We start from the raw sequence: 13037 nt of genomic DNA, 5'->3' as shown, positions 1-13037 counted from the left end.
TTATCCCATGATAAAAATAAGGAGGTTTTATTGGAATCATTCGATACTTTGCTCTATAAGGAAATCCTTACTTAATTAAAACTAATGGTCCTTCGTGTCATTAACCAACGTAATGACAATCACCTTTATACAAAAGAAATCGCCATCGAAGAATTATTAATGATTTTTACACCGCCTGGAACAAGAAGAAACGCAAACAAAGTACATAGGATTATAGGGGGTGAAATGGAGAATCTTGATAAGGTCCAAATAAAAGTGTATATGCCTCCGTATACGCTAAAGCCACTAGAAAAAGAAGGAGCTCCACGGACGCCCCCTCTTACTCATGGGTTCTATAAATCGAAGACTTTGTGTTTGCCGGGCTGTCATTTTAGTTTCTTCACGTCCTCTTGATACCGATTCACGACGCTGCACGCTTGTTTCCTATTTTTCTACTTCATTTCTATCCCTTATTTTTTCAAAGGCCCCAAGTCCGGGTTGAATTGTGCAAAGAGGCCAGCCGGATTATGTTTATAAAGCCAAACATGGAGGTCATAATGATTATTTTTTGCTAATTTTTTCTGTTTTTCTTTTAATGTGTGTGCTATCGGCTCTAGATCATGGTTCAGCATCGGCCCGTCGAACTTACGGCCAAAGAGTACAGGATGGATTTTTGTTGCAGCGGCCGGGACGATGTATTCCACGCCGATCAATTGGTAACCCCCGCCTTTAAGAGGCATATAGAGCAAGGCTTCAGGTTTAGTGGCACTGACTACTCCATCTGATGCCCGGTCAGGCCTGACGAAGTGCACTCCCATTCCGCCTAAACCTTTTACATATACATATTCCTTCGTATTGACGAAACCGTCGGCCAATGCCTTGTTTACGTTCCTATACTTCTTCGTTGCTTCCTTGACCCTCTTCAATTCTTTCTTCACCCAGGGGCTATATTTATTGTCATGTTCATAGTGGGAATCCCCATGTGCACCGGCAGCAGAAGCAAGGGACAGGACAAAAATGGCGGCGACCAGCAGACTAAAAACCTTCTTCACTTTACCATCTCCTTGGTTTTGTTTGGGCATTGCCAGTCAAGCATATCACCGTGCAATATTACGCACAACAGAATCTATCAGACTTGATTCCTTCATTTAGTACATATAGTTACATGCTTTTTGCTCTATCATACGGAGTGAAACAAACCAGGACTCCCGGTCTATGGTTTCCTGAACACATTTCCACGCACAAACTGCGGGGTCTGAAGAAAAGTGCGGAACGAAAAATAAGAGGCATCGACAAAACGAGGGCAATTGACAAAGTTTTAGATGCATTACTCCAGTTTCGAGTTTGATTTTTGATTAATAGGGGCCCTTTAACCTGCCCCTTTAACACAATTAAGAAAAAGCCTGTCAATTAACAGCTCCGCAAACACCAATAGTGACAAAAATTTGTCTTAGAATAAACCACTGATTTTCATAACTAACGGGGGCGTTGATCCAAAAGGATTAACGACCTTTTTTATTTAATACCTCTTATTGTGCTAACGGGGCAGTTTAGTTGAACAAGGAATTTATACTTTGTCTGTTGAAATTGTGATACTAAATGAGATTTTTTAATATTCCTAAAGTAAATATTTTGAAAGGATGAAAAGGAACGTGGGAAAACTGGTTGTGCATATGTTCCTGACGTTGGATGGCGTTATTCAAGCTCCGGGAGGGCACGATGAAGATTGCGAGGGTGGTTTCGGCTATGGCGGGTGGCAGGCACCGTATATCGATGCGGAGTCCGGACAATTGCTCGCGGCTGATTATGCGAGGCTCGACGCACTGTTGCTCGGTCGCAAAACATACGAAATCTTCGCGCCCTATTGGCAGCAGGCTCCGGCCAGCAACCCATTCACCAAGCTGTTGAACGAGAAGCCGAAATATGTCGCATCCCGCACCTTAACGAGCGTCGATTGGAACAACTCAAAGCTGCTCGATGCTGATGTGACCACAAGTGTGCCATTGCTGAAGGAGAGGTATGCCGAGGTGCACGTCGCCGGCAGCAGCGACCTGATTCAAACATTGCTGCATCATGAGCTGATTGACCGCATGAACATCTGGCAGTTTCCGGTATTGCTCGGAAAGGGAAAACGGCTCTTCGATTCTGGAACGATCCCGACGGCCCTGCAATTGCTTGAATCCAGAACGTTCCCGAGCGGCTCGGTACTATTGCGCTACGAGGCTGCGGGAAAACCGACTTTCCGCCACATGGGGTAGGATGCCGCGGACGACTATTAGGGGATGTTTCTAGTTCAACTTATATAGTTTGGAAAATTAATTATTTATAGATACCCTGCCAGATTGAACAATTGTAACGATAATTGGAGAAGGTATAGATATGCCGCTTACGAAATTCACCATATAGGACAATTATCAATTTGGGAAAGAGAATTGGGAAGAAAGCCCTGTTTCTGCAAACCTTATCGATCGGGGGCTTTCCTCTCATTCGAAAAAATAATTCATAGATATTAATTTATTAGTTTCTGTTCATTAACGGATGCCATGCTCTATGTGGCATCGCCCTAAAAAAGTGGATGAATCTTTTTACGGCGTTGCAACTAAATATTCAACATTATTTGGCTTGGTTTCGTTACTTAGACAGCAAGGAATATGAGAATACAGCATCGAATAAGAAAAACATGTTGGTGAAATCATGACAGTTTTCAGTGACCGACACGAATGACAACTTCGGCTTTCTGCTTATAATTGTTAATAGGTTAGCAATCCCAACCCCTCATGAACAAAGGAGACTAAAAATGAGAAAACTTGTTCTATTTCTGCACGCATCGCTTGACGGTTTTGTAGAGGGTCCGAACGGTGAAATGGACATTGGCTGGGTTTCCTACGATGCTGACTTAGAGAAACACTCGAAAGATATTCTAAGTACTGCCGACACTGTCATATGGGGACGTGGGACTTATCAGATGATGCACAGTTACTGGACATCTGTGCCATCGGACCCTTCAGCGTCGCAGCATGAACGGTATCATGCCGAGTGGATCGAAAAGACAGCCAAAATCGTTTTTTCCACGACGCTGGAGAAAGTCGAATGGAACAATTCCCGACTGGTGAAAGAAGATGTAGAGGAAGAGATCAAAAACCTCAAACAGCAGCCAGGCAAGGATATGGTCATCCTCGGCAGTCCTAGGTTAGCACACTACCTTATGCAGCTTGAATTAATAGATGAGTATAAAATATCGGTTTCTCCCGTTCTGATTGGCAGCGGGTTGCCGTTATTCCAAGGTCTCAAGGAGAAGGTCACTCTTAAACTTATCGAAAACAAGACATTTGATTCTGGAGCCATAGCCCTCGTTTACCAGACGGTTAGATGACCTTTTCTTCTAAAGCAGACTACGACGCTTACGATCGCTCAATAAGCCGCCTCCTGAACGAGGCGGTTTTCTTATCGTAAAAATCAACATCAGCATTTAACATAGCCTTTTTTTGAAAAAATCAACAGTGTCGTTTAACAGAGCATTTTATAAAGCGAAAAACTAAATGGTGCGGGTGCAAATTTCCTGCGTCGTTTTTCACGTATATAGGTTTACTTTCAATATAGCGGGTATATAAAAAGAGCCGTACGGATGCCTATCTGTTCATTCACAGTAATTGACCTAGTCTTAATACAGTAGAAATTCGAGCGACTACTCTCTTGCAGCGGGTAGTCGTTTTCATTAGCACAAATAAAGTAATCTGACTTTTGTATGTGTCATCCCTTCTTGGGCTCCGCTGCTGCTGCGAACATCATGAACTGTCCCAATGACATTGAAACCATTCTTCTTCCGCGAATTTCCAGGCTCCGTCTTCGTTGATTAGAGTGTATTCTTCCTTTTCTGCTCTTTCTTCTTTTAAGTGTTCCACGTTGTCACTGTGGCTGTATCTCCGACAATTTGTTCTTTTTCAATTTTGATGGATTCAAACTTTTCCCTGTGCCAATGAATATATTCTTCATATGGGTCTGTCCACATTCTCCTAGCCTCGAAAGCTGAAAGGATATCTTTTGCAACATATTTCTTTGATTCTTCTATTTCTCCAGTGTCAGCAGCTTCATGAAAGGCCATCACTGTCTCAGATGGAATAGGCTTGAAAATTTTTGTAGACTACTAGAAAGAAAATACTGAGGGCTGCAAGGACAGCTCGAGAGATGAAAATCCAAAGTTGCTTTTCTGCAGCTTTTCCTTATTGTGCTAACAGGGCAGGTTAGTTTAAATACGAAACCATAATATAAATATGATACGGTTGCATTATGTAAGTTTATGGGGAAAACGATGTTCGCTTTATCATTGAGGATGGTATTTTGGATCCTAAGTGATGTGTATGAACTAAAATGGTTATTTGCTATTGGTCTCATTTTATTTATCGGAATAATCTTGGTTACCTTATTTATTTGCTCCTAAAATCAACAACAAACGATAACAGAGCAAAAAAATAATAACACCGGCAAAGTCGCTGGTGCTAATACATATAAAATTTATCAAATTATGTTCCGGAAATATTCTTTCACTCTTTCCCACAGACCGATTCCTCTTGAGGCAGATTCACAATCATCCTTAAAATCAAACGGGATAAGTTGCCGATATGGAGGAGGAGGAAGCTCGGCATCGAGATCCTCTGTGAATGGTACGTCCACAGGCTGGCCAGCAGCGTCCTTCTGATCCTTGATTGTATTAATGACGGCCTGTCCGATTGCTTTGCCAATCCTAAACCCTTCGCTGATATCGATGGGGAAATGAACACCGGCATATAAACGGGAAATACCACTCTCGAAAGCCAATTCCCTCAGGCGATCGGATTCAGCCGGGAAGAAATAGCTCAGTACTTCGGCGGCCGCCCCTGAAACAATGGAATGTCCGGAAATATAGGTGGGGTGACGTGGGGTACAAAGAAGAGGTATGAAATTTGGATCCTGCTGAACTGGACGAGCTACATCGTAGCGGTATTTCACGGCCCAGCAAACGACCAGTGCATCCTGGATGGCAGCGTGTGTAACAGCGAGGATCCGTGCAGCTCGCGGGCTTGAGATGGAAATGGGCGGAATGCCTACCCTGAATATGGTGTATGTGTCGATTAACCGGTCAATGATAGGTGTCCATTGCTTGGTTACCGCACCTGTGCCCCAATAGACGGCAATCTGCTTTTGCTGAGGTGTCAATGTTGCCGCAGTTTGTTGTACAGCCTTCAATTCTGCTTGCCAATCGATGGTTTTCGGAGCCTTAACCGGTGGCAACGCTTTCCCGTCCATGTCTGTGAACCAGCCGTGTTTGTCCCTTTTCAGAAAAAAGAGCGGCCATGATCCTGCCAACGGCTCTTCAGGATTTGTAGGAGGGTTTTCCTCTCCATTATAGGGCAATCGAGACCATCGCGGATACTTGAATTTCATAAATTTAGAAACCCCCTTAAGTGAGTTTCCATATAATATTATAATTCCATCTTTAAGGTATAGGACAAGTTATTTATTATAATGAAAAAGGGCGAAGTCTAGCAATAGCTAATCACTTATTTGCTTATAAAGAATAAAGATCATATAGAATAGCTTAAACCGTTTCATCAGTGGGAATAGTAATAAATAAATAAATTTATTAGAAAAGGTGCTATGGCTACAAGATAACCCCTTTATTCAAAGTTCATCCATTTGGTTTAAGGCACTTAACAGTTTGTGTCACAATAAAAAGTGTTATCCAAGTAGCCGTACGATACTATTGGATATGTACCATAATAAGCAAGAGGACACCCAAAATTATGAGAATTTCCCTTATTTTTTATCATTATCAACATTAAAATTAAACAGAGCCCTAACGTTATTACACTAAAGGGGCAGTATAGTTAAACAAGGAAAAACATTAGTCGGTACCATATTTAAAAGCTATCATGGTATAGAGGATGATTTATTTTGGAACAAAGCATCATAGCAGAGGTTGATTTGGACTCATTAGAAAATCAGAATAACATACTAGGTAATATATATTTTGTTGTTGATTACTATCGCTACTTTCCTGAATATGGGTGGTCGGATTTTGTAATAATAATTCTATCTTGGTGGATTAAATCAATTAAAGGATTAATCGTATCAGAAGTAGGCAGTAGTTACGAGTTTGACTTTATGGACGGCAGCCCCGTAGTTCTGGCAAAAAAGATCGATACCAAGAATGCAGAGATGCTCTTTTGTTCGACCAGAAGCAAAATAGAGTTTAGAGCAGTATGTAATATTGTGGAGCTAAGAGAGAGTTTACTTTCTGTTTCCAGAAAAGTGCTTAGAACAGTTAAACGAAATGATTGGAATAATGATGAAACAGAACAACTCAATGATTTGATTATCTCCTTACAACATCCACACTACAATATTTAGCTAACAAGGCATAACCGGAGCTGTTTTGAGTCAGTTCCTTTTCCTTACTCAACTAAAGAGGCGGGTTAGCTTAAGAAGGTATATTGATTATTTGTATAGAATAAAAGTAAAAAAATGTGTTCCAGGGAGTCGGGGTTTATATGGTTAAGGCTGTCATCTTTGATTTAGATGGGACTTTGTTAAATAGGGACGAATCGGTAAGGGAATTTATTAATTACCAATATGTTAGATTAAATAAGTGGCTTAACCATACCCCAAAAGAGAAATACATTACAAGATTTATAGAACTAGATAATCGTGGCTACGTTTGGAAGGATAAAGTATATCAACAACTAACCGAGGAATTTGAGATTAAAGATTAACTTGGGGAGACTTCCTTCAAGATTATATAAGCCGATTTAAAGATCATTGCGCCCCCTTTCCCAACCTCTTTGAATTGTTAGAGGCACTAAGGAATAATCAGTTAATCCTGGGGATGATTACGAATGGAATTGGGCAATTTCAAATGGATAATATAAAGGCGTTAGGAATTGAAAAGTATTTTAAAGCCATTCTGGTCTCGGAATGGGAAGGGCTAAAAAAACCTGACCCCAATATTTTTTTACGGGCGTTGAATCAACTTAACGTTTTGCCAAATCAAAGTGTTTATATTGGCGATCATCATGAAAATGACGTGAAGGCTGCTCAAAGAGTAGGGATGAAAGGAATTTGGAAAAAGGACATTCAATGGAGCAATGTTAATACAGATTTTATTATAGATGATTTGATGGAATTACCTTTACTCCTTGGAATTTAATCCGGCAAATAAAAAAGTTAGGGTAATTATATGAGTTCTTCCTAACAATCTGTCTAAAGCATAACTATATTTGACTAAAGAGGCAGTTTGGCGCAATAAGGAATGTTTTTTATTGAAGGTAATATGTAAAATTATGAAAAATATACAAGGAGCTAAATCAATGGGGCTAAATTTTGGTAAATATAAGGCACCACCTACACTCCAAAGATTAATTGACCTACAAAATGTTCTGGGTGACCCAGAACATTTTTACCTTGGTCTTAATTTTTACCTTTCACTTGAGGACTTCAGATATTTTAACACACCTAGTGATGTGGTCGTATTTGGAAATATTGGTATAGACGGTGTTCATTATGGGTTCCTTACTGATTATGGGTCTGTAACTGATCTTGAGGAATCCCCAATTGTTTGCGTTTGTCCAATGGATTTTGAACGTCCAACTCGAATAGTTGCTAATAATCTTAGAGAGTTTTTGAGAATCAATATGACTGACGGTGAACTTTTCTATAACGAGTTTGATAGTGAAGAGAAGTATTTAATAGCTAAAGAAAAATGGGTGGAAGATTCCGCTAACTCCCCATATCAACCATCTGAAAATGATAAATTAGTCCGAAATTATGTCACAAAGTTTTTATTAGAGAATCTCAGGATACCTGATATTAACGATCCATATCGTTACGTTAAAAACGTCGAACAGGAGCGGAAAATAAAAGTAAGTATCCAAACACAGGATGGACTTGGCGTAATTACTCCACTTCCTCAAGGCGAAAAACACATACCATTCCCGATTCAAAAAGCCACAGATCCTGATTTGGAGTTGTTGCAGGAATACCTTTATTCATCACCAGTTACCTCAAGACTTGGATTATTTAGGGACATTCAGCTTAATTATGTATTGCAAGACCACCAAGGACTGCACGAAATAATAATTGATGCTATGAACAATTTGGAACTTACGGATGAAGCCAAAAGGTTGTCAGAAGATATTTAAATTAATCCATCTTTGATTTGAGGGCTTTACTTGTATCGACATATTTCTTCAACTAATTGGAGCAAGAGCATAACAAGATATAGGGGGTGAAGGGGGGAGTGGGTTTTAGCGTTGTTGCAATAATGATTACCCGCTTTTCTATCGAAACTAAATTAACCAAAATCAAATGAGCAAAATAAAGAAATAATAGAATTATTAAAACGGTTTGAAAAATAGAGGATAAAAAGAGCTGCATCTCGAAAGCTCTTTTTCTTGTTTCACTGAAGGGGCAGGTTAGTTTAAATACGAAACCATAATATAATTAAATGGTAGTAAAAGGTGAAGGGGTTAAGGAGGGTTAATATTAGTGGAGCAATTATTGTCATAATAATATTCGTTGTCTTAGGAATAATTTTATCAAATGGTAATGGCTCTTTTTTGATTGCTGGATTTAATACATTACCCCAAGAAGAAAAAGATAAATATGATACGGTTGCATTATGTAAGTTTATGGGAAAAACGATGTTCGCTTTATCATTCAGTATGGTATTTTGGATCCTAAGTGATGTGTATGAACTAAAATGGTTATTTGCTATTGGTGTCATTTTATTTATCGGAATAATCGTGGTTACCCTGATATACGTTAATACAGGAAATCGATTTAGAAAATAGCTGCTTAAACTGACAAACATAGTGGAGTTGATATTATGAGTAAAGCTAAGGGTAAAGGCGGAACAGGAAGAGGAACTGGAAAGAAGGGCTGGAATCGTTGGCAAGCAAGTAAAAATAAGGCAAAGAGTGCCAAGCCCTATAAAAGCAAAGGTATTAAACATAGTGATAGTACAAACGACCCTCAAAATTAAAGTGAGGATTTAAAGATTTTTAGATAAACCCTTTCGTTACATAGCTTATGTGTGCATCGACCAGCATCGATTAATGCGTTTGTTCAATATCTACTTGAACAAACGGGGCAGGTTAGTTGAAGTACATTCACTTTGAAGGAGGAAAAAAGGACCCTCTTCCTATATAAGGGACTGTTTTACCTTATATCTCTTGCTCTTAATGCGGTGGCTTTTTATCTGCAGTATTCGTATAATACGTTTCTAAGTTATGATAAATATTCAATAAATGATCTAATTGTTGACTCAACTCAACTGTTTCAGGGGGAGTAATTCCTTGTTTTAGTCCTAGTCCTAGTTCTATCATTTGTTCTCTACTGACTTTATCATGTCACATAATAATGGTTCATCCAAATAGATCCCACCCTACATTTATGGATAAAAACATAATACCATTTTATCGACAAAATCTGTTTATTGTATAAATGTAAGAAATAAATCAAAATTGTCATATTTATTCCAGTTCAGTTTATCATCTGCACATTCACAATCTCCGAAAACCTGACCTTTATTATATATAATGGAATCCGCACCTTTGGATCAGTCCAGCAAGCATGGGAAGCCCTGGAATAAAAACGCTATTGTGTTTTTATGGAAATCTTGAACGGACATGATAAAGCCCTACGGAAAGTAGGGCTTAGTCATTTGTGTGTGATCGTTGCTGTTCAATCCAGGAATCAATATGATCTAAATGAAAAACAATTATGTTAGAAAGAGGCCGCTGATGCGGGATGCTTTTCTTTAGAATCAACTCCTGGATCTTTTCTTCGGAAAGCGAGTAGCCTGCCGAATCAAGGTAAGTGATTAAACTGTTTACCCCTATAACCTTCCTCAAAAAATCACCTCCCACCAACCTCTCCTTTTCTAATAAGAACAAAGAAATGTCGGCGTTAGGTATTTTCTTTTTAAAGGTTACTGTTCTTTACCCTAACTAATAGAAATTAATCGTACAGCCCAACGTGAATAATGTAGTTAATACTATTTGCTTGAGGCAACAAAAGGAAAACAGCTTCTGTGGGCTAATGGGGCAGGTTAGTGGAAGAAGACCTGTCAGAAGGTTAATTTCTATAAAAATTAGTCACAAGTTTATCGCTAAATGACTAATTTTTTATCGTTGCCAATTCGTTTCGATCCCATATTCCCAAGGTTGTTCGCATAAGAAAGTGAGAGGTTTAATTCTGATAGATATCCTTCTCACGATGACCAAAATTGCTGATATCGCTGGTATAACAGCAAATGTACAAACAATTGGTGGAGTACAGTGGTTACCAAATTATCAGACCATCGAGTTTATATTCAACCAGATTATATTTTTAACAATAAAAATGAACTCCTTTCAATGCTCTCGGTATGTAGCCAGTTGCAAGACTAGTTTGTCTTATTGCAAGTAACTGTGCGTTAGTTGAAGAAATACCAGTGCCTTAGTGGACACTAGTATTTTCTGCATCTGTTTCATCTGTCTGGGTGAGTTCATTCAATATAACAATCATTTGTTCCAAATCATTAAAGCTTGAACTGATTGCTTCGATTCGTTCTGTTTGCAAATGAAGCGATGCACTCATTTGTTCGATAGAAGCACTTGATTCTTCTGTTACGCTAGAGATATTATTGACTTCATGGCCGATAGCCTGTGATGTTGCTTCTAGGTTACTCAACATTTCCTGAATTTCTGTTGCTTTATTCATAACATTCTTCATATTATCCGTGATAATATGGAACATGCCATTGGAAGACTCCGCAGCCTTTTGGCTCTCCTCTATAGCTTCATTTCCTTTTTTAATTTGAGAAGAAACTGCAGTGGTTTGCTTTTGTATGTCTTGTAAAATAAGGGCTATATCTTTTGCGGATGAACCGGCACTTCCAGCCAGCTGCCGAATTTCTTCCGCGACAACAGCAAAGCTTTGCCGTATTCACCGGCTCTTGCTGCTTCAATAGAAGCATTCAATGCTAACAGATTCGTTTGAACCGCAATCCCGTCAATTGCGTTTAATATTTTGCTTATACTTTGTGTTTTTTCTTCAAGGGCAGTCATTAAATGAACGGTTTCTTCTTGAATGTTATATACATTGTAGAGATCTCTTTGCAAGGTTAGTAGCATTTCATTTCCTTGATTGGTAACGTTAGAGGTAGAGATCGATAGCTCTTTTAAATCATTAGAATGTTCCGATACACCGATAATAAATTCATTTGTTCCCGAGACTTTTTCGTTAATATCTATAATTCCAGATGCTTGCATCTCGATCCCCTTTGCCGTTTCCATGTACCCTGCAGAAATTTCTTTTGAAATTTCTGTGGTTTGGGCTACATTTTCATTTAAATTTTTTCCAAATTGCTTAATTTTCTCGACAGAGGTTGCAATTTCATAGAGAAGGTTTGTTACCTTGCTTTCATTTTCTTTTACATCAAGCAGCATTCGCTTCCCCATTGAGGTAATGCAATAAGCGACTACACCAAGCATGACAATAAGTATGTACATAACTATATAGTCAAAGAGCTCTTTACCTTGATAAAAAGGGTTGAAAATCAAGTAAATGGTGTTCACGACAACCGCATAGCCGGTTGCAAGTATGATGACATTCCCATTTAAGTAAATTAATGAAAGAATCATGTATAAAGGTAAGGCTCCCCAGATTTCGCCTGAAGGTATATGCCATAAAAATACTAGATCAATGAAAAAGCACATGGCTGATATATAATATTTTCCTTTTAGATGGTTATGTGTCTTTTTATATACAAGATAAACAAGACCAACTAAAGCTGGTACCATTAAGGTTAAAATAGAGAATGTTTTCCATGTAAATAAATTAAAAAGGGCCACGGCCAAAAAAATAGGGACACAGGATAGCAATAAGCCAATTAATGTAAAAGTAAGGATTTTGGAGCTCAATTTTTCATAAACAGAAACTTGCATGGAATATTTCCCCTTTTTTATATTTTTTTATGATAAGCAAGACCAAAGAACCAATCACTTTACATATATCGTCATTTGGTTTGGTCTCTTAACATAATTAAATATTTTAATTCAAGATTTTATAATATAACCAGGAAGAAAAAGTATTATCAAAAAATAGAAGGTAAGAAATTAGGCAGGTTATTAATTGGGGAAGAATTTTTACAAACGAGTGAGTTATTTGAAAAATGTAGGGCTGCTTTGGCATCCTTTTTCTGTATTACATTTATAGGCTGAGAAATGCATTTAAGAAAGGAAAAGAAGCAGGAACCATTTCATTTGAGGAAGTAGCTCTATCTTCTAATGTAAAAGAAGAGCTGTATACTCCGACAAGAAACATCTGAGAAAAGCTATTTATTATAATGACAAGTGCTTTACTACAATATGGGAGTAAGGTTTTTTCTTGTTCCAATAAGGGACAGGTTAGTACAAGAAGGATCGGCCGCGTTAAAAGCGAACTATATCCCCATTCGTAGGAAGATGAAGAGCGAGCTTCCATTTAATCGGCTTTTCTTGCTTTCACTAACTGCTTAGTAAAAAGGAAAAAGGTTAACCAAGTTAGTTAACCACTACATTAGTTCGTAATAAATTTTAATTCTGATATGTGAATTAATTCAGTGTTATGTACTCCAGTCTCTCGTATCTCGCAATAACCGGATTCGTATTTGTGAATAATAGTATATTTTTTACCATTGTAAAAGACGATATTTCCATTGATGGAGTTTCCTTTTTCAGCCATAGTGCCCCCTCCTTTACATAACAAATACACTATGTTGAACTAAGACTATCACTATTAGTTCAACATAGCACTATGATATTGTCCTAAAAAAGACTGCTATTTAATAGCAGTCAAAACTAATGCATTTCTAAGCAAGAGAATATCTTGGTAAATGTTGTCACGGACTAGGGCATCGTTACAATTGTTAAAATCAATTCGTAAACGTCCAAGTTCTCGCATAAATAGGAAGCGAACAGCTTTGTCACTTACCATAGCGTACTCTCCTTTACATAGGAAAAATAACCCTATGTGTGTCAAGACTAACACTGTTGATTTTT

12 protein-coding genes and 3 pseudogenes are annotated in these 13037 nt (G+C 38.4%); 8 read left to right on the top strand and 7 right to left on the bottom strand.

All coding sequences use genetic code 11. The features are described 5' to 3' along the window. Nucleotides 1-449 precede the first annotated feature (449 nt). Nucleotides 450-1031, bottom strand: a complete 582-nt coding sequence (locus V1500_RS15355) for a hypothetical protein (RefSeq protein ID WP_409300533.1) — start codon at nucleotides 1029-1031, stop codon at nucleotides 450-452. 600 nt (nucleotides 1032-1631) lie between these two features. Between V1500_RS15355 and V1500_RS15350 the strand changes: the two genes are divergently transcribed. From V1500_RS15350 to V1500_RS15340, 3 genes and pseudogenes are all read left to right on the top strand, one after another. Continuing rightward, entirely contained in the window at nucleotides 1632-2237 is a 606-nt protein-coding gene (locus V1500_RS15350; protein ID WP_409300531.1) for a dihydrofolate reductase family protein, read from the top strand. 126 nt (nucleotides 2238-2363) lie between these two features. Next, nucleotides 2364-2478, top strand: a pseudogene (locus V1500_RS15345) (damage-inducible protein DinB); the annotation flags it as partial. 298 nt (nucleotides 2479-2776) lie between these two features. Beyond that, nucleotides 2777-3352: a dihydrofolate reductase family protein gene (locus V1500_RS15340; RefSeq protein ID WP_409300529.1), complete on the top strand. Its 576-nt coding sequence runs from the start codon at nucleotides 2777-2779 to the stop codon at nucleotides 3350-3352. 516 nt (nucleotides 3353-3868) lie between these two features. Here V1500_RS15340 and V1500_RS15335 read toward each other — a convergent pair. Next, nucleotides 3869-4081 (bottom strand): hypothetical protein, encoded by a 213-nt coding sequence (locus tag V1500_RS15335; RefSeq protein WP_409300528.1) that lies wholly within the window; start codon nucleotides 4079-4081, stop codon nucleotides 3869-3871. Between the two features lie 413 nt (nucleotides 4082-4494). Continuing rightward, nucleotides 4495-5400 carry a phosphatase PAP2 family protein gene (locus V1500_RS15330; protein WP_409300527.1) on the bottom strand — a complete coding sequence of 302 codons (906 nt, stop codon included), beginning with the start codon at nucleotides 5398-5400 and terminating at the stop codon, nucleotides 4495-4497. A gap of 510 nt (nucleotides 5401-5910) precedes the next feature. Between V1500_RS15330 and V1500_RS15325 the strand changes: the two genes are divergently transcribed. The 5 genes and pseudogenes from V1500_RS15325 (at nucleotide 5911) to V1500_RS15305 (ending at nucleotide 8995) form a co-directional block, all read left to right on the top strand. Next, on the top strand, nucleotides 5911-6366 hold the full coding sequence (locus tag V1500_RS15325) for a hypothetical protein (protein ID WP_409300525.1): 456 nt from the start codon (nucleotides 5911-5913) through the stop codon (nucleotides 6364-6366). Between the two features lie 140 nt (nucleotides 6367-6506). Then, nucleotides 6507-7162: pseudogene (locus tag V1500_RS15320) on the top strand (HAD family hydrolase). Between the two features lie 112 nt (nucleotides 7163-7274). Next, nucleotides 7275-8153, top strand: coding sequence for a hypothetical protein (locus tag V1500_RS15315; protein WP_409300523.1), 879 nt, complete (start codon nucleotides 7275-7277; stop codon nucleotides 8151-8153). Nucleotides 8154-8471: 318 nt separating this feature from the next. After that, a complete protein-coding gene (locus V1500_RS15310; protein ID WP_409300521.1) occupies nucleotides 8472-8804 on the top strand; it encodes a DUF3784 domain-containing protein in 333 nt (110 codons plus the stop codon). A 35-nt stretch (nucleotides 8805-8839) separates the two neighbouring features. Continuing rightward, nucleotides 8840-8995: a DUF3934 family protein gene (locus V1500_RS15305; protein WP_409300519.1), complete on the top strand. Its 156-nt coding sequence runs from the start codon at nucleotides 8840-8842 to the stop codon at nucleotides 8993-8995. A 196-nt stretch (nucleotides 8996-9191) separates the two neighbouring features. Here the strand turns inward: V1500_RS15305 and V1500_RS15300 are convergent, their stop codons facing one another. The 4 genes and pseudogenes from V1500_RS15300 to V1500_RS15285 form a co-directional block, all read right to left on the bottom strand. Continuing rightward, a complete protein-coding gene (locus V1500_RS15300; RefSeq protein WP_409300517.1) occupies nucleotides 9192-9338 on the bottom strand; it encodes a Spo0E family sporulation regulatory protein-aspartic acid phosphatase in 147 nt (48 codons plus the stop codon). A 330-nt stretch (nucleotides 9339-9668) separates the two neighbouring features. After that, a complete protein-coding gene (locus V1500_RS15295) occupies nucleotides 9669-9866 on the bottom strand; it encodes a hypothetical protein (protein WP_409300515.1) in 198 nt (65 codons plus the stop codon). 586 nt (nucleotides 9867-10452) lie between these two features. Further along, nucleotides 10453-11063, bottom strand: a pseudogene (locus tag V1500_RS15290) (methyl-accepting chemotaxis protein). Nucleotides 11064-12555: 1492 nt separating this feature from the next. Next, nucleotides 12556-12720 carry a hypothetical protein gene (locus tag V1500_RS15285; protein WP_409300513.1) on the bottom strand — a complete coding sequence of 55 codons (165 nt, stop codon included), beginning with the start codon at nucleotides 12718-12720 and terminating at the stop codon, nucleotides 12556-12558. Between the last annotated feature and the right edge of the window lie 317 nt (nucleotides 12721-13037).

It is taken from the genome of Peribacillus sedimenti, from assembly GCF_046237635.1.
Taxonomy (GTDB): Bacteria; Bacillota; Bacilli; order Bacillales; family DSM-1321; genus Peribacillus; species Peribacillus sedimenti.
Note: the sequence above shows the minus strand (reverse complement) of the source record. Positions and strands in the feature narration are given on the sequence as shown.